Genomic DNA, 17,238 nt, shown 5'->3' on the forward strand with positions numbered 1-17,238 from the left:
AAAATCGGTATAATAAGTCTGTTTGTTGCAAGCGGAAGACGGCATAATCCTCTCGGGTCTCGTGGGCTCGGAGATGTGTATAAATAAGAGGCGGCCGCCAGCGAGGACAAGGTGCCCGGGGCCGGTTCCTCACCCCGGCCCGGCAGCGCGGCGGCCAGCGGGACCCCCCGTCCCGCGGCCATGCCGAGGGCCATCAGCACCGGCCAGGCGCCGGGATGCGCCGCGCCGAGGGATGTCACCTCCAGCAGCAGCACCACCAGCAGCGAGGCCACCCCCATCGGGCCGATGTCGGACTGCTTCATGATCGCCCGCGCCTGCTCCGCGGGTTTCCGGGAGCCCAGCGCGTCCGCGACGTCCGCGGTGCCGTCCAGGTGCATGGCGCCGGTGGCGTAGGCCACCGCCCCGACGGCGAGCGAGGCACCGAGGAACCACGACCCGGACGCGGCTGCGGCCCCCCAGCCCAGCAGACCCGCGGCAGCCCCGAGCACCGCCCCCAGCCAGGGAAAGGCGAGGAGCCCGTCGGGGAAGTCCCGGTCGGCCCAGTCGTGTTTGCGCACCGGCAGCCAGGTGTACATGGCCACTGCGCTGTGGAGGGCGCGCAGTGGGCGCATCAGGCCCCCTTGACCGGCACGGGGATGCCGGCCACGCACAGCCAGACCCGGTCGGCGAGCGCCGCGACCCGCATGTTGAGGCGCCCCAGCTGGTCGGTGAACAGCCTGCCGGAGCTGGTGGCCGGAACCACCCCGAGCCCCACCTCGTTGCTGACGAACACCACCGACCGGCGGGTGGCGCGCAGCGCGGCCAGGAACTCCTCCACCCGGCCCTCCAGACGTTCCAACGCATCGGGGTCCCGGTCCCAGCAGCCGTCGTCGAGCAGCCTCGTCAGCCACACCCCCAGGCAGTCGACCAGCATGGGGGTGGCGTCGTCGCGGCGGAGCTCGGCGGCCAGGTCGATGGTCTCGACCGTCTCCCAGTGGGCAGGGCGGCGGTCCCGGTGGATCCGGAGCCGCTCCACCCATTCGGGATCGTCGGGACGCACCTCGGAGGTGGCCACGTAGGAAACCCTTGGTTCGTCGGCGAGCAGCGACTCCGCGAAGGTCGATTTCCCGGAACGGGTTCCGCCCAGGATCAACGCGGAACCCTTCACGCCTTCGACACTCCCTGACCGCTGAAGGTGCCCATCTCGTTCATGACCAGAGCGGCCGCCCGGACCAGCGGCAGCGCCAGGGCGCCGCCGGACCCCTCCCCGAGCCGCAGGCCGAGGTCCACCAGTCCGCGCAGCCCGAGGACCTCGTGGGCGGCGGTGATGGCGGGTTCCACACCGGCGTGCCCGGCGATCAGGTAGCCGACGACGTCCGGGCAGATGGAGCGGGCGACGAGGGCCGCGGAGCAGGAAACCACCCCGTCGAGAACCACGGGGACGCGCCTGGCCGCGGCGGCCAGCATGAGGCCGGTCATGGCAGCGTGTTCGAAACCACCGACGGCGGCCAGCGCACCGACCGCGTCCCCTCCTGCGAGCAGCTCCGCGACCCCGCCGACCTCGAGTCCCTTCTCGATGACCGCCACCTTGTGGGCGAGCATCGCGTCATCGGCCCCGGCTCCCCTGCCCGTGACCTCGGATACGGGCTTCCCGGTGAACGCCGCCGTCAGGGCCGCGGCGGGCGTGGTGTTGGCGAGCCCGACCTCACCGGGCACCAGCACGTCGGCCCCGGCGTCGATGGCGGCGTTGGCGGCCTCGATGCCGACGCCGATCGCGTCCAGGGCCTGCTCCACGGTCATGGCCGGGCCCCGGGTGAAATCGGCGGTGCCGGCCGCGATGCGGCGGTCCACGGTGCCCTCGGCGTGCTGCAGCAGGCCGACGTCGAACACCTCGGTCCCGGCCCCGAAGGCCCGGGAGATCACGCTCACCCCGGCGAACCCGATGGCGATTCCAGCGGCCATCTGGACGCTGACCTCCTGGGGCCAGGGGGTGACTCCCTGAGCGTAGACACCGTGATCGGCTGCGAAGACGATCACCTTCGGCTGCGATGGTACCGGCGGCGGGCACTGGGCAGCGATTCCGCAGAGCCGTACCCCGATGGATTCGAGCTCCCCGAGGGAACCCGGGGGTTTGGTCAGGTCGTCCTGCCGGGCGCGGCCCGCCTGGAGCCAGACATCCTCGACGGGGACGATGCGGGCGGCGAGCTCGGACAGCTCGGCTGGGGTGAAGGCCATGTTCACGTCCTTAGCTTGTTTGCCGGTGTTGTCGGCCGGTCCGGGTCACACGGGCCGACCGGGCGCACCGCCGAGGCTAGCATCCCCGGTCAGAACAGCTTGATGGGGCTGATGATGTCGGCCAGGATCAGCACCACGCCGCCGATCAGCAGGAAACCACCGACCACGTAGGCCACCGGAAGCATCTTCGCGGTGTCGACGGGTCCCGGATCGCCCCTGCCGCGAAGCCGCGCCAGGCCGCGCCGCAGGGCCTCGTAGAGCGCCCCGGCGATGTGGCCACCGTCGAGGGGGAGCAGCGGTACCAGGTTCAGCAGCGCGACGAACAGGTTGACGCTGCCGAGCAGCGACAGCCAGGAGGCCGCGCGGTCCTGGATCGGAACCGAATCCGCCACCGCGATCTCCCCCGCCACGCGGCTGGCACCGACCACCGAGATCGGGCTGTTGATGTCACGTTCCGCCCCTGTCACGAGACCGAACCCGACATTCCAGACCCGCACGGGGAAGGAGGCCAGCGCCACCAGCGACATGCGCGTGGTGTCCCACATCTGCCCCACTGTTTCGATCACGCCACCACGGACCAGTTCCCGGCCGGGTGAGACACCGAGGAAACCGGCCTCCACCTCGGAGGCCGGGTCGAGCTTGTCCGGCACCGACTGGATGATGGTGTTCACAGTGGGCAGCTCGATGGTCCTCCCGTCGCGTTCGACCGTGATGGCGGCGGCACCGTCGCGGTTCGCACGGATCAGGTCGGTCAGTTCGTCCCAGCTGCTCACCCTGTGGCCGTTGAAGGCCACCACTTTGTCCCCCACCATGAGGCCAGCCCGTTTCGCCGGGGTCTGGGGATCGCCGTCCTGGCAGGTGGCCGGGGTGCGGCCGGCGGGAATGACGCAGTCATTGACGACCGTCACCTCCAGCGTCGACTGCCAGGTGCCGTGGAAGAGGTTGACCCCCAGGAAAATGAGGAAGGCCAGCAGAAGGTTCATGGCGGGCCCGCCGAGCATGACGATGACCTTCTGCCACACCGGTTTCTGGTGGAACAGACGCCCGTCGTCGGCAGGGGTGATCTCCTCGTACTCGTAGCCCCGGGCCTGGTCGGCGAGCCGGGTCAGCCAGCCCTTGGGCTTGTCCGACTTCTTTTCGGGAGGGTACATCCCGATCAACCGGACGTAGCCGCCGAGCAGGAACATCTTGAACCCGTACTCGGTCTCGCCTCGTTTCCTGGACCAGATGGTTCGGCCGAATCCGACGAAGTACTGGGTCACCTTGACCCCGAAGATCTTGGCCGGCACGAGGTGCCCGATCTCGTGCAGGGCGATCGAGGCCATGATCAGGGCGAAGAACAGCAGCGCCAGGCCGATCAGTACGAGAGTGTTCAAGAAAGTTCCTCCACGAGTTCACGGGCACGTTCGCGGGCCGCGGCGTCCGCGGCCCGCACCGCTTCCAGGGTCAGTTCGGCATCCGGGACGTGCCCGGTTCCGAGATGTTCGGCCAGGCACCGGGCGATCAGGTCCGTGATCCCCAGGAATCCGATCCTGCGATCACAGAAGGCATCCACCAGCACCTCGTTGGCCGCGTTGTAGACGGCCGGGGCGGTTCCTGCGGCCCTTCCTGCGCGGCGGGCCAGCTCGACGGCCGGAAAGGTTTCGTCGTCCAGGGGTTCGAAGGTCCAGGTCGCAGGTCTTGTCCAGTCGCAGGGAGCCGCGGACCCCGGAAGTCTGTCAGGCCAGGTGAGCGCCAATCCGATGGGTAGTCGCATGTCCGGTGGTGAGGCCTGGGCCAGGGTCGATCCGTCGGTGAACTCCACCATCGAGTGGACAACCGACTGGGGATGCACCGTCACGACGATGTCGTCGAGGTCGACCCCGTAGAGCAGGGCGGCCTCGATCAGTTCGAGCCCCTTGTTCACGAGGGTGGAGGAGTTGATGGTGATGACCCGCCCCATGTTCCATGTGGGATGGGCCATGGCCTCCTCAGGTGTCACGTCCGCGAGTTCCTCGCGGACACGACCCCGGAATGGCCCCCCGGATGCGGTGAGAATGAGCCGGGCCACCTCGTCGGCACGTCCTCCGCGCAAGGCCTGGGCGAAGGCGGAGTGCTCGGAGTCGACTGCGATCAACTGTCCCGGGGCTGCCAGGCCGGTGACCAGTTTTCCACCGATCACGAGGGATTCCTTGTTCGCCAGGGCCAGGGTGCGACCTGCCCCGAGGGCCGCGAGGGTGGGTTCCAGCCCCGCCGCCCCCGTGATGGCGTTCACCACCACGTCGCAGTCCAGGGTGGCCAACTCGGTAGCGGCCTCGGGACCGGTCAGCAGGCGGGGCACCTCGACCCCACGCGCCGCGAGTTCCCGTTCCAGGTCCGCGGTCTTCTCCTGTCTGGCCAGGGCCACGCATGCGGGCCGGAACCTCGCCACCTGCCCGGCCAGCAGGTCGATGCTGCCGCCCGAGGCCGCCAGCGCCACCACGTCGAAGCGGTCGCGCCGGGAAGCGATCACGTCGAGCGTCTGGGTGCCTATGGACCCGGTGGAGCCGAGCAGAACGATTCGTCGCACCAGGACAGTGTGTCACGACGCCCCAACCGTGTCCCGACGCAACGTCGCCGGGCCGCCTCCCCATTGGGGAGGCGGCCCGGCGACGTTGCGTGTCCTCAGACGAGTCCGAACGCCTGCATGGCGTTCGCGACCTTGATGAAACCGGTGATGTTGGCGCCGACGACGTAGTCCCCGGGGGCGCCGTACTCCTCGGCGGTGGCGGCGCACATGTCGTGGATGTTGCGCATGATGCCGGTCAGGCGTTCCTCGGTGTACTCGAAACTCCACGAGTCGCGCATGGCGTTCTGCTGCATCTCCAGGCCCGAGGTGGCCACACCGCCGGCGTTCGCCGCCTTGCCCGGTGCGTACAGCACCCCGGCGCTCTGGAAGGCGTGAATGCCCTCGGGCGTGGTGGGCATGTTGGCGCCCTCGACCACGGCCTTGACGCCGTTGCGGATCAGGGTGGCCGCGTGCTCCCCGTTCAGCTCATTCTGGGTGGCGCAGGGCAGGGCGACGTCCACGGTCACGTCCCAGATCGAGCCGGCGCTGCCCAGTTCGGCGCCGTCACGGCGGGACGCGTAATCGGCGATGCGACCACGTTCCACCTCCTTGACCTGCTTCAGCAGCTCGACGTCGATGCCCGCCTCGTCCACGACGTAGCCGGAGGAGTCGGAACATGCGACGACCCTGCCGCCGAGCTGCTGCACCTTCTCGATGGCGTAGATGGCCACGTTCCCGGAGCCGGAGACCGTGACGCGTTTGCCGTCGAAGGTCTCACCGCGGGTCTTCAGCATCTCCTCCGCGAAGGCGACGGCGCCATAGCCGGTGGCCTCGGTGCGGACCAGCGAACCGCCCCAGTCGAGGCCCTTGCCGGTCAGCACACCGGACTCGTAGCGGTTGGTGATCCGCTTGTACTGACCGAACATGTAACCGATCTCGCGTCCGCCGACGCCGATGTCACCGGCGGGCACGTCGGTGTACTCACCGAGGTGGCGGTACAGCTCGGTCATGAAGGACTGGCAGAAACGCATCACCTCGGCGTCGGACCTGCCGTGCGGATTGAAGTCGGAACCCCCCTTGCCCCCACCGATGGGCAGACCGGTCAGGGAGTTCTTGAAGATCTGCTCGAAACCCAGGAACTTGATGATGCCCAGGTAGACCGAGGGATGGAACCGCAAACCCCCCTTGTAGGGGCCGAGAGCCGAATTGAACTCGACGCGGAAACCTCGGTTGACCTGCACCGTTCCCCGGTCGTCCACCCACGGGACACGGAAGATGATCTGGCGCTCGGGCTCGCAGATGCGCTCCAGGATCTTGTCCTCGAGGTAGCTCGGGTTCTTCTTGATGACGGGCTCGAGGCTCTCGAAGACCTCCCGGACGGCCTGATGGAACTCGGCCTCACCGGGGTTACGGGCAACCACGGACTCGAAGATGGATTGCAGCTGCTGATCCATTCGGACTCCTCGCTAGTTCGGTTTTCAGCTTTCGACCTGCGGAAGCCTAGTCACGATTTGTGAACAGTACGTTTCAGCCCAGAAACGTTCTCACACCTCGAAGATCTCACGGGCGGCCAGCTGCCCGCAGGCCCCGTCGATCTCGGAGCCGCGGGTGTCACGCAGGGTGACAGGAACCCCTCGTGCGTGAAGCGTGGCCACGAAGGCCGCCTCGTCCTCGGGCCTGGAGGCCGTCCACCGCGACCCCGGGGTCGGGTTGAGGGGAATCAGGTTGACGTGCACCCACCCCCAGTCGCCACGCCGTTTCAGAACGTCCGCGAGCAGGTTCGCCCGCGCGACGGAGTCGTTGATGTCGCGCATCAGGGCGTACTCGATGCTGACGCGGCGTCTGGTGACCCGGGCGTATTCCCACGCTGCATCGACCACCTCGGCGACGCTCCACCGGTTGTTCACCGGGACGATCTCGTTGCGCAGGTCGTCGTCGGGGGAGTGCAGGGAAACCGCGAGGGTCACGGGAAGCCCCTCCCCCGCGAGGCGCCCGATCTGCGGCACCAGACCGACGGTGGACACGGTGATTCCCCTGGCGCTCATCCCGAAACCCTTGGGAACAGGAGCGGTGAGGGTGCGGATGGCCCCCAGCACCGCCTTGTAGTTTGCCAGCGGTTCCCCCATCCCCATGAAGACGATGTTGTTGAGCCGGCCGGTGGCCCCCGGAACCTCACCCGCGGCCAACATCCGGTTGGCGGCGAAGGCCTGGATGGTGATCTCGGCCCGCGACAGGTTGCGTTTCAGCCCGCCCTGCCCGGTGGCGCAGAAGGGGCAGGCCATACCGCAGCCCGCCTGGGAGCTGATGCACAGGGTGGAGCGGTTCGGGTAACGCATGAGCACGGATTCCAGGAGGGAACCATCGTGCAACCGCCACAGCGTCTTGACGGTGCGGCCCCGGTCCGCGGTCAGCCTGCGCACCTGGGTGAGCAGGGGCGGGAAGAGCTGCTCACCGAGGTCCCCCCGGATCGCCGCGGGCAAATCGGTCCAGGTCGTGACCTCGTCGCTCAGACCGTCGAAGACGTGGCGGGAGATCTGGTCGGCCCGGAACGTGGGCAGGCCGAACGCCTCCATGGCGGCGCGCCGCTCGGGCACGTCGAGATCGAGCCAGTGCTTCGGAGCCCTGCCACGGGCAGGCGCGTCAAAAACCAACGGAAGATGAATCGGCACGTCAGCCCCCCATGCTCAACTTCAGGACGAGCCAGCCCACCGGCATCGCCACCAGCATCGAGTCCAGGCGATCCATGAATCCCCCGTGTCCCGGCAGGAAATTGGACATGTCCTTCAAGCCTGCGTCCCGTTTGATCAGGGATTCGACGAGATCGCCGAGCGTCGCGGCGGGGGCGATGCACAGCCCAAGGACCAGGCCAAGCTCCCAGGACGTACCGAGACACCAGAGAGCCGCCGCCACCCCGATGACCGCGGAGGTGGCGATGGATCCCGCGAACCCTTCCCATGTCTTGGAGGGTGAGATGTGCGGCGCCATCTTGTGACGCCCCAGCAGGCTACCGATGGCGTAGGCGCCGGTGTCGGAGGCCACCACGCACACGACAACCGCGATGATCCGCCGAGTGCCACCTGGTTCCGTCATCATCAGCGGGATGAAAACACCCATCAGCGGGATGTAGGCGATGATCAGCGCGCTGGCTGCGATGTCACGGATGAAACCGTCCCGGGGCAACAACAACCGCGCCACCAGGCAGGCCACCACCGTCCCGCAGACGCAGATCACGGCGAAGGTGGTGGGGGCCAGGCCCAGGTTCCACCGGAACATCGCGTAGGCACCGAGGACGCTGACGAGCGTGCCCGCGACTATGGTCTTCACCTGGGCGTGCATCCCTTTGCGCAGCAGCGCCCGATGAATCTCGACGACCGCCAGGCTCAGGGAGACGGCGGAGATCAGGACGAAGAACCACGGTGCCCAGAGCAACCCGACCGCCAGCGCAGCGAGAAGGATGAGTCCGACGCCGATGGCCATCGGGAGATCCCGACCGGCCTTCGGCGTCGGCATTGCCTGGGCTGGCTCCTGGGAAGACATCAGACCTCACTGAGTTCGGCTTCCTTGCTCTTGAGCAGCTCATCGACCGCATCCACATATTTCTTGGTGGTCACGTCCATGGCCTTCTCCGCCCGGATCAGCTCGTCCTCGCTGATCTCGGAGTTCTTCTCGAGCTTCTTCAGCGCGTCGATGGCGTGGCGACGGATGTTTCGCACGGCGATGCGGGCGTCCTCGGCCTTGGCCTTGGCGAGTTTGATGTACTCCTTGCGGCGCTCCTCCGTGAGCTGCGGCATGACGACCCGGATGGCGTTTCCGTCATTGCTCGGATTGACCCCGAGATCCGCTTCCCGGATGACCTTCTCGATTGCTGCGATCGCACTTCGATCGAAGGGGGTGATCAGCATGGTGCGGGGATCGGGCGAGTTGAACGTCGCAAGCTGCTGCAGCGGTGTCGGCGCCCCGTAGTAGTCCGCGTTGAGCCGGTTGAACATGGCAGGATGGGCCCGGCCCGTGCGGATGGTCGACAGGTCCTCGCGGGCGTGGTCCACCGCCTGTTGCATCTTGGACTGGGTTTCCTTTTCGACGTCGGCGATCATTGCCGCTCTCCTTTACCTAATGGGGTTGTCAGCGGGAAACGAACGTCCCGATGGGTTCTCCCTGTACGACGCGGCCGATGTTGCCCCGCTCGGACAGGTTGAAGAAGATGATGTTGAGGGCGTTGTCGCGGGCCAGCGCGATGGCGGTGGCGTCGGCGACCTTGAGGTCCCGGGACAGGAACTCGTCGTGGGTGAGGTGCTCGTAACGTTTTGCCTCCGGGTTGGTGCGTGGATCCGAGTCGTACACCCCGTCAACCCCCTGCTTGCCCATGAGCAGCACCTCGGCCCCGATTTCCAGGGCCCGCTGGGCGGCGACGGTGTCGGTGGAGAAATAGGGCATTCCCGAGCCGGCTCCGAAGATGACCAGGCGCCCCTTCTCGAGGTGGCGTTCCGCACGTCGTGGGATGTAGGGCTCGGCCACCTGGGCCATGTTGATGGCCGACTGGACCCGGGTGTGGATTCCCTCCTTCTCCAGGAAGTCCTGCAGGGCGATGGCATTCATGACGGTGCCGAGCATTCCCATGTAGTCGGCCCGGTCCCGGGCCATGCCGTTGTTGCTCAGCTCGGCCCCACGGAAGTAGTTTCCGCCGCCCACCACCACGGCCACCTGGGTGCCCCCGGAGACCACTGCGGCTATCTCCTTGGCAATGCTCGATATGACGATGGGATCGACCCCCAGTTTCCCGCCGCCGAAGACCTCTCCCGAAAGTTTCAGCAGCACGCGCTGGTATGGCTTGTTCATGGGGTCTGCCTTCCTGGTGGGTGACGCGTCACGGCACACAATATCGTCCCGAACGAAACGAGCGCGCCCCTGAAGGGACGCGCTCGTTTCATCCGGCCCGGTTCAGGCGCCCACGGCCAGGCGCGCGAAGCGCTTGATCTCGACCCCGGCGGCCTTCAGGACGTCGCCGACGGACTTCTTGTCCTCCCAGACGGCGGGCTGGTCCAGCAGCGCGACGTCCTTGTAGAACCCGCCGAGGCGACCCTCGATGATGCGCGGAATCGCGCCCTCGGGTTTGCCTTCCTCGCGCGCGGTGGCCTCTGCGATGCGACGTTCGTTGTCCACCACCTCGGCCGGCACGTCGTCGCGGGAGACGTAGACCGGGCTCATGGCGGCGATGTGCATCGCGACCTGGTGGACGAGGGCCTCGTCGCCACCGGTGTACTCCACCAGGACGCCGACCTGGGGCGGCAGGTCGGAGGCGCGGCGGTGCAGGTACAGATGGGTGTCACCACCGTAGGCCGCGACGTTGACCAGCGACAGGTTCTCACCGATCGTGGCGGCCAGCGACTGCACGGCCTCCTGAACGGTCCCGGAACCCAGCGGAGCGGCCTTGGCGGCCTCGAGGTCCTTGGCGCCGGAGGCGGCGACGGCCTCGACGATCTGCTCGGCCAGCCCGACGAACTCGGCGTTCTTGGCCACGAAGTCGGTCTCGGCGGCGAGCTGGATGAGGATTCCGTCCCGGCCCGCGACGATGCCGTTGGTGGCCTCGCGGTCGGTGCGTTTGGCGGCTTTCGCGAGCCCGGAGATGCGGAGCAGTTCGATGGCCTTCTCCTGGTCGCCCTCGGCCTCGGTGAGGGCCTTCTTGGCGTCCATCATGCCCGCGCCGGTGGCGTCGCGCAGCTTTTTGACGTCAGCAGCAGTGATTGCCATGTCAGTTTCCCGTCTTGTCGTGTGAAATTACTCGGACTCGGTCGCGGCAGGGGCCTCGGCGGTTTCTGGCGTCTCCACGGCGGCGTTGTCGCCCTGGGCCAGGAGCTCGCGCTCCCAGTCGGGCATCGGTTCGGCCTCGGTCTCCTCGCCGCTGCGACCGGAGGAGCGCTGGATCAGGCCCTCGGCGACGGCGTCGGCGATGACGCGGGTCAGCAGGGCGACCGACCGGATGGCGTCGTCATTGCCGGGGACCGGGTAGTCGACCTCGTCGGGGTCGCAGTTGGTGTCGAGGATCCCGACGATGGGAATGCGCAGTTTGCGGGCCTCGTCGACGGCGAGGTGTTCCTTCTTGGTGTCGACCACCCAGACGGCCTGGGGGGTGCGAATCATGTCGCGGATGCCGCCGAGGGTCTTGCTCAACTTGTTCTTCTCGCGTTCGAGGTGCAGCAATTCCTTCTTGGTCAGGCCGCTGCTGGCGGAATCGGTCAGATCCATGCCTTCGAGTTCCTTGAGGCGCTGGATCCGTTTGGTGACGGTGTGGAAGTTGGTGAGCATACCGCCCAGCCAGCGCTGATTGACGTACGGCATGCCAACCCTGGTGGCCTGCTCGGCGATGGTTTCCTGGGCCTGCTTCTTGGTGCCGACGAAGAGCACCTGACCGCCGCGGGCGACGGTGGACTTGACGAACGAGAAGGCGCTGTCGATGTAGCTGAGTGACAGCTGGAGGTCGATGATGTAGATCCCGTTGCGTTCGGCGAAGATGAAACGCTTCATCTTCGGGTTCCAGCGACGGGTCTGATGCCCGAAGTGAACTCCGGACTCGAGGAGCTGACGGGCGGTCACGACGGCCATGGCCGTTCCTTTCGCGATGGGCGCTGCCGCGCCCATCCTTGTCAAGGGCGAGTGGAACTCGCACGGGTGGTTGTTCTACGGACCCCACCGGGGTCTTCCTGATGCGCCCGGCGGCGGCACCCACGACGCGAAATCCCGGGACCACACCACCGCCGACGGTTCCCGTTGCGGCGCATGCGATGTCAATCGGGCGAGCCGATTGCGCGGCCAATCCTATGCCCGGCCAGACGAGGTTTTCAACACGGGACACGACCTTCACCTGCCGTGGAGGTCGCTGCGTTTCTTCTTCCACAGTGAAGAGCATGAGGAAGGCACTGCTCACGCTGACCCTTCTGGCGTCGGCTCTGTTCCCCACGGCGGCGCACGCGGATGCGGGGTTGGTTCTCTCGGCCCCCGTGCCGGGCGCGCTGTTGCGTCCCTTCGACGGCGGCACCTCTCCTTATTCCGCCGGGCACCGCGGTGTGGACCTGGCGGCCGACCAGGGCGCGGAGGTGCGTGCCGCGGCAGTCGGAACGATCTATTTCAGCGGGAATGTGGCGGGTCGCCCCTCGGTTTCCGTGGAACACGGCAACGGGTTGCGCACCACCTACACCCCCGTCGCCGGGTCCCTGCCCGAGGGGACCCGGGTCGAAGCGGGTGAGGTGATCGGGCATCTGGCGGGGCCACCGCACTGTGATCCCCGGTACTGCCTGCACTGGGGTTTGACGGACGGCACCACCTACTACGACCCGATGCTCTACCTGAAGTCCCCGCCCATCCGGTTGCTGCCTCACGGCACGACTCCACCGCCCGTCGCCTGGCTTCCACCCGCCCAGGTCCCGGGTCCGGCACCCGAACCCGGTTCCCTGCCGGTGGCCGGCCCCATCACCAGCCCGTTCGGGATGCGGGTGCATCCGGTCACCGGGGTTCTGAAGCTCCACGACGGGGCGGACATCGGGGCGGCCTGCGGCACCGCGATCCACCTGCCCTGGGCCGGGACGGTGGTCTCCGCCGGTTATGACGGCGGCTACGGCTACCGGGTGGTGGTGGAGCACTCCGGGATCCGCACCGGATACGCCCACATGCCGGGGATCGAGGTCACGGCGGGCCGGGCCTTGGAAGCCGGGGCCGTGGTGGGGCACGTCGGCAGCACGGGTTATTCCACGGGCTGTCATCTGCACTGGATGGCCTGGCGCAACGGCCAGGTCATCGACCCCCTCACCCTGGTGCGTTGATCCCCCTCAGGCCCGGGGATGAGCCTGTTGGAAGGCCGCCCTGAGTCGCTCGTTCGTGACATGGGTGTAACGCTGGGTGGTTGCCACGGAGGCGTGTCCCAGCAGTTCCTGGACGCTGCGCAGGTCCGCTCCCCCGGCCAGCATGTGGGTGGCCATGGCGTGCCGCAGCGCGTGGGGGCCGACGGATGCGCCGCCCGCCGAGGTGGCGGCGTGGACCACGCGGCGGGCGACCCGGGGGTCGAGGCCGCCGCCCCGGGCTCCGAGGAACAGCCGGGGCGGGCTGTCCGGCCCCGCCACGCGGTCCCGGACCGCCAGCCACGCGCCGAGGGCGCGCCTGGCCGGGGCACCCATGGGGACGGTGCGTTCCTTGTCGCCCTTGCCCAGCACCCGCACCGTCGAGTTCTCGAAGTTCACGTCGCGCAGCCCCAGCCCACAAGCCTCCGAGATGCGCAGCCCGCTGGCGTAGAGCAGTTCCACCAGGGCCACGTCGCGCAGCGCGATCGGATCACCAGCGGCGGCGGCCGCGGCCAGGGATGCGATGGCGTCGCTCACCTGCGCCTCGGTGGGCACCTCGGGCAGGGTGCGTGGCCGCCGGGGAGCACGCAGTCGGGTCGCCGGATCCGAGGGGATGAGGCCTTCCCCGTGCGCCCATGCGAAGAATCCCCGGGCGCAGGAGACGCGACGTTGCAGGGTCGCGGGTTCGGCTCCGGAGTCGACCTGGTCGGCCAGCCAGGAGCGCAGGTGCGCGAGGGTGACCCGACCCGGCGGGACCGGGACTGATGCAGCCATGCCCGCCAGGTCTGCCCGATAGGCACGGATGGTGTTCGGTGACAGACCACGTTCGGTCTCCAGATGCCTCCGGTATTCGGCGGTCAACGTGCCCCAGGGCCCTTTCATGGCATCAAGTGTGACAGTGGGCATACTGTTGCTCTGGACGACGAACCGGAGAACAGGAAGATCGATGCCCGAGGACCTCACCACCGGCGGCAGCATCCGTCCCATCACCCGCTGGGGCACCCCTGTGATGCACGCACACACCACGCCCGTCACCGAGTTCGGGGATGAGCTGCACGAGTTGATTCGCGACATGTTCGCCACGATGCGGGCGGCCGAAGGGGTTGGCCTGGCCGCCACCCAGGTGGGGGTCGGGGTTGCCGTTTTCATCTACGAGTGCCCGGATGCCGATGACCGCCTCCAGCGCGGAGTGGTCTGCAATCCGGTGGTGGAGCTTCCCACGGGCAAGGACCGCAATCTCGACGTCACCGAGGAGGGGTGCTTGTCCTGGCCCGGTGGCTACTCCGGGGTTCCCCGCCCCGACAAGGTCATCTGCCGGGGCCAGGACGCCTACGGCAAGGAGATCGAGTTGACCGGCACCGGGCTACTGTCCCGCTGTTTCCAGCACGAGACCGACCATCTGAACGGCACGGTGTTCGGGGATCGCATCTCGGCCCGCTCCCGTCGGAAACTCGATGATCAGGTGGCTGATCTGGCGTGGCGCTACCCCGAGGACTGGCCGGTCTCCCCCAAACGGGACTCCGCCCCGCGCCCCGGCGAGGAATGAGCCGGACCGCCGGGACCCATCATGCGGGACGCGACGTGTGTTGCATCCTGATCAGCTGAGAGAATCATCGCTGATGGTGAGCCACGATGGCGCCGCCCAACGTCGAAAGCGAATCATGAGAATCCGAACCCGTCTGCTGGCCCTGGCCTCGACCACGATCTTCCTTCCCGCGTTCCTCGGGGCCGCCACCCCGAGCTCCTGGGCGGTTCCTGAGCGCAACGAGCCGCCCCGGTTGACGATCGGCGCGGTGCAGGGCCCCGGCGATTCGAGCTCCTACGTGGGGCGCACCGTTGTCGTCGAGGGAGTGGTGACCGGCGATTTCCAGGGTGAGGGTCAGCTGGGCGGTGTGTTCATCCAGGACGCGGGTGACGGGGACGAGACCACCAGCGACGGCATTTTCGTCCACGACAAGGGCGCGAACGATCTTGCCGTCGGGGACCGGGTGCAGGTCAGGGGGAAGGTGGGCGAGTACAAGGACCAGACCCAGATCACCCCCACCGCGGTGACAAAGCTGAGCAGCGGTGATTCAGTGGCCCCACTGGAGCTGAACCTGCCGGTTACCGACTGGGAACGTCATGAGGGCATGCTGCTCAGGTTTCCTCAGGCCCTGACCATCCTCGACTCTCACGACTTCGACCGCTACGGGGAACTCACCTACGGCACGCAGCGGCAGTGGACCCCGACCGGCGTCGTCGATCCTGGACAACCCGCCATCGATCTGCTGGCAAGCAACAAGGCGGACCGCTTGACGGTCGACGACGGGCGCAGTTCCCAGAATCCCACTCCCGCCATCCACCCGAATGGGAAACCGATGTCCACAGACAACTACTTCCGCAGCGGCGACCGGGTCGCGAATCTGACGGGTGTGCTGGGTTACAACTTCGGCTCCTACCGGTTGCAGCCGACCGCGGGAGCCGATCACACCGCCGACAATCCCCGCCCCCCGGTTCCGGAGAAACAGGGGAACCTGCGGGTCGCGTCGTTCAACGTGTTGAACTACTTCACCACCCTCACCACGGATGACTCGCGGGCCCGGGGTGCCGACACCCCGGAGGAGTTCCAACGGCAGCAGGCGAAGATCGTCGCGGCCATGACCGCTCTCGACGCCGACGTCTTCGGGCTGATGGAGATCGAGAACAACGGCACCGCCGTCGAGAATCTGGTGGCGGCCCTCAACGCCAGGGCCGGGGACGGCACCTACGCCGCGGTGACGACGGGGAAGGTCGGGGGTGACGCCATCTTCCAGGCCTTCGTCTACAAACCGGCCACGGTGGAGCCGGCCGGCTCCTTCCAAACCCTGGGTTTCGGCAACACCGGGAACCGTCCCTCGCTGCTCCAGACCTTCCGCCACAAGGCCTCCAGTGAGCTGGTCAACGTGTCGGTCAACCATTTCAAGTCGAAGGGCTCGGCCTGCAAGGGCGACCCCGACACGGGCGACGGTCAGGGCAACTGCAACCAGACCCGCCGGAAGGCGGCGGAGGAGCTCGTCTCCTGGCTCCGGGGCGATCCGACCGGCCAGGGCGCCGCCCGCACCGTGATCATCGGCGACCTCAACTCCTACGACCACGAGGATCCGGTGACAACCCTCGTCGACGGTGGTTACGCCGACGTGGAGAAGAAGTTCACCGGCGAGCAGGCCTATTCCTACGTCTTCGACGGCATGTCCGGTTACCTGGATCACGCGCTCGCGAACCAGGCCGCGGAAACCAGCATCGTCGATGCCCGGGCCTGGCACATCAACGCGGACGAGGCGGACATCCTCGACTACGACATGACCTACAAGAAAGCGGCTGAGCAGGAGCTCTACAGCCCCGACCCGTACCGTTCATCCGACCACGACCCGGTGGTGGTGAGCTTCCGGCTCGGGGAACCCCAGACCCCGGCGCCTTCATCGCCGCCGCCTGCCGGGCCGACGTCGTCGAGAGCCGTCCTTCATCCCGGCCTGCCGAAGACCAGTGGGTGATCACCGCCGCAACCAGTGGGCGAAGATGGCCGCGGCGGTGGCCACGTTCAGCGAGTCGACTCCCGCCGCCATTTCAATCCCGAGGCGAACATCCGAGGCGTCCAACCAGTCGGTGCTGAGCCCGTGGCCCTCGGAGCCGAGCAGCAGGGCCAGTTTCTCCGGGGCCCGGTAGCCGGTCAGTGGCCTGGCCCCCGGTGGGAGGGTGGTGGCGGCGAGCTCGAACCCGGCTTCCCGGAGCCGGGCCAGATCCGCGGCGGAGTCGGTCATGCGTCGCCACCCGACCTGGAAACAGGTTCCCATGGATGCCTTGACGGCCCGCCGGTAGAGGGGATCGGCCCCGCCCGGGGAGATCACCACGGCATCCCAGCCGAGAGCCGCGGCGACGCGGATGATGGATCCGACGTTCGCGTGGTCGACGAGGTCCTCGCAGACCAGGACGCGATGGGCCCCGAGGATGACCTCCCACGGTGTTTCGTCGGGGCGCTCGAAACTGGCGAGGGCGCCGCGGTGCACGTGGAAGCCGCTCACATGCTCGATCACCCGGTCATCCGCCACCAGGCACGGAGCGTCAGGCCAGGCCGCAAGCACATCTCTGAGACCGGGCAGCCATTTCGCCGCCAGCAGGAAGGATCTGGGGCGGCACCCGGCCTCGGCAGCCCGTCTGATGATCTTGTCGCCCTCCGCGATGAAGATTCCCCGCTCCCCCTCAAGGCTGCGTCGAAGCTGCGAGTCCCGCAACGAGACGTAGTCACCCAGCCGAGGGTCTTCGGGACCAGTAACGTCGAGGCGCATGCGCGCAAGAGTAGCGGAAAATTCATTGGCCAAGATCGAATTCCACGATGAAAAGCTGACGCCATGGCCCGGCACTGGATGATGGATGATCTTCTGTCCACACCAGACCATGAGAGTTATTCGCAGGTCGCCCATCAGCAAACGAGAAAACCATTCAGGACATGTCACGAATGACCTATGACAGGACTTGTCGTGCGCGCAATTCTTTGCCTTATCTCTCGGAGATTGACCCGTCAAACCCGCTTACCCGGTTGCGCCGACATCCTCGCTTCTCGCCTTCTTCCCTGATGGCTTACCGCCCTTGCAGTCACATGCCAGCGATGCGAACATGAACCAACGACAACACGGCACGCATGCCCGTCATGTA

The 17,238-nt window shown here is 67.4% G+C and carries 17 protein-coding genes; 3 read left to right on the forward strand and 14 right to left on the reverse strand.

Features of this window, described 5'->3' with window-relative positions; genetic code table 11:
• The 12 genes from E0E39_RS09240 to rpsB all read right to left on the reverse strand — a co-directional run.
• Positions 1–611: adenosylcobinamide-GDP ribazoletransferase (locus tag E0E39_RS09240; protein WP_130875680.1), on the reverse strand; the 611-nt coding region annotated here is incomplete at its 3' end.
• Entirely contained in the window at positions 611–1,147 is a 537-nt protein-coding gene (cobU, locus tag E0E39_RS09245; protein ID WP_130874481.1) for a bifunctional adenosylcobinamide kinase/adenosylcobinamide-phosphate guanylyltransferase, read from the reverse strand. The genes cobU and E0E39_RS09240, both read right to left, overlap by 1 nt.
• Positions 1,144–2,214 carry a nicotinate-nucleotide--dimethylbenzimidazole phosphoribosyltransferase gene (cobT, locus tag E0E39_RS09250; protein ID WP_130874482.1) on the reverse strand — a complete coding sequence of 357 codons (1,071 nt, stop codon included), beginning with the start codon at positions 2,212–2,214 and terminating at the stop codon, positions 1,144–1,146. Before cobT ends, cobU begins: the two co-directional genes overlap by 4 nt.
• Before the next feature lie 89 nt (positions 2,215–2,303).
• Positions 2,304–3,590 (reverse strand): M50 family metallopeptidase, encoded by a 1,287-nt coding sequence (locus tag E0E39_RS09255; protein ID WP_130874483.1) that lies wholly within the window; start codon positions 3,588–3,590, stop codon positions 2,304–2,306.
• A complete protein-coding gene (gene dxr, locus E0E39_RS09260) occupies positions 3,587–4,762 on the reverse strand; it encodes a 1-deoxy-D-xylulose-5-phosphate reductoisomerase (protein WP_130874484.1) in 1,176 nt (391 codons plus the stop codon). Before dxr ends, E0E39_RS09255 begins: the two co-directional genes overlap by 4 nt.
• 95 nt (positions 4,763–4,857) lie before the next feature.
• Positions 4,858–6,195: an NADP-specific glutamate dehydrogenase gene (gene gdhA, locus E0E39_RS09265; protein WP_130874485.1), complete on the reverse strand. Its 1,338-nt coding sequence runs from the start codon at positions 6,193–6,195 to the stop codon at positions 4,858–4,860.
• 90 nt (positions 6,196–6,285) lie between these two features.
• Positions 6,286–7,410 carry a dual-specificity RNA methyltransferase RlmN gene (gene rlmN / locus E0E39_RS09270; RefSeq protein ID WP_130874486.1) on the reverse strand — a complete coding sequence of 375 codons (1,125 nt, stop codon included), beginning with the start codon at positions 7,408–7,410 and terminating at the stop codon, positions 6,286–6,288.
• A 1-nt stretch (position 7,411) separates the two neighbouring features.
• A complete protein-coding gene (locus E0E39_RS09275) occupies positions 7,412–8,281 on the reverse strand; it encodes a phosphatidate cytidylyltransferase (RefSeq protein ID WP_425470709.1) in 870 nt (289 codons plus the stop codon).
• Positions 8,278–8,835 carry a ribosome recycling factor gene (gene frr, locus E0E39_RS09280; protein WP_130874488.1) on the reverse strand — a complete coding sequence of 186 codons (558 nt, stop codon included), beginning with the start codon at positions 8,833–8,835 and terminating at the stop codon, positions 8,278–8,280. Before frr ends, E0E39_RS09275 begins: the two co-directional genes overlap by 4 nt.
• A 28-nt stretch (positions 8,836–8,863) precedes the next feature.
• Positions 8,864–9,577 carry a UMP kinase gene (pyrH, locus tag E0E39_RS09285; RefSeq protein WP_130874489.1) on the reverse strand — a complete coding sequence of 238 codons (714 nt, stop codon included), beginning with the start codon at positions 9,575–9,577 and terminating at the stop codon, positions 8,864–8,866.
• 102 nt (positions 9,578–9,679) lie between these two features.
• Positions 9,680–10,489: a translation elongation factor Ts gene (gene tsf / locus E0E39_RS09290; protein WP_130874490.1), complete on the reverse strand. Its 810-nt coding sequence runs from the start codon at positions 10,487–10,489 to the stop codon at positions 9,680–9,682.
• A gap of 27 nt (positions 10,490–10,516) precedes the next feature.
• Positions 10,517–11,341 carry a 30S ribosomal protein S2 gene (rpsB, locus tag E0E39_RS09295; protein ID WP_130874491.1) on the reverse strand — a complete coding sequence of 275 codons (825 nt, stop codon included), beginning with the start codon at positions 11,339–11,341 and terminating at the stop codon, positions 10,517–10,519.
• A gap of 302 nt (positions 11,342–11,643) precedes the next feature.
• Here rpsB and E0E39_RS09300 point away from each other — a divergent pair, with 302 nt between their 5' ends.
• Positions 11,644–12,555 (forward strand): peptidoglycan DD-metalloendopeptidase family protein, encoded by a 912-nt coding sequence (locus tag E0E39_RS09300; protein ID WP_165444715.1) that lies wholly within the window; start codon positions 11,644–11,646, stop codon positions 12,553–12,555.
• Between the two features lie 6 nt (positions 12,556–12,561).
• On the opposite strand, the gene E0E39_RS09305 is transcribed toward E0E39_RS09300, so the two are convergent.
• Entirely contained in the window at positions 12,562–13,452 is an 891-nt protein-coding gene (locus E0E39_RS09305) for a tyrosine recombinase XerC (RefSeq protein ID WP_165444716.1), read from the reverse strand.
• 64 nt (positions 13,453–13,516) lie between these two features.
• Here E0E39_RS09305 and def point away from each other — a divergent pair, with 64 nt between their 5' ends.
• Positions 13,517–14,116 (forward strand): peptide deformylase, encoded by a 600-nt coding sequence (def, locus tag E0E39_RS09310; RefSeq protein WP_130874494.1) that lies wholly within the window; start codon positions 13,517–13,519, stop codon positions 14,114–14,116.
• A 115-nt stretch (positions 14,117–14,231) separates the two neighbouring features.
• The gene (locus E0E39_RS09315) at positions 14,232–16,079 is read left to right on the forward strand and encodes an ExeM/NucH family extracellular endonuclease (protein ID WP_165444717.1); all 1,848 of its coding nucleotides are present in this window, start codon (positions 14,232–14,234) and stop codon (positions 16,077–16,079) included.
• On the opposite strand, the gene E0E39_RS09320 is transcribed toward E0E39_RS09315, so the two are convergent.
• Positions 16,080–16,871: a TrmH family RNA methyltransferase gene (locus E0E39_RS09320; protein WP_130874496.1), complete on the reverse strand. Its 792-nt coding sequence runs from the start codon at positions 16,869–16,871 to the stop codon at positions 16,080–16,082.
• Between the last annotated feature and the right edge of the window lie 367 nt (positions 16,872–17,238).

It is taken from the genome of [Pseudopropionibacterium] massiliense, assembly GCF_900607225.1.
GTDB classification, from domain to species: domain Bacteria; phylum Actinomycetota; class Actinomycetes; order Propionibacteriales; family Propionibacteriaceae; genus Arachnia; species Arachnia massiliensis.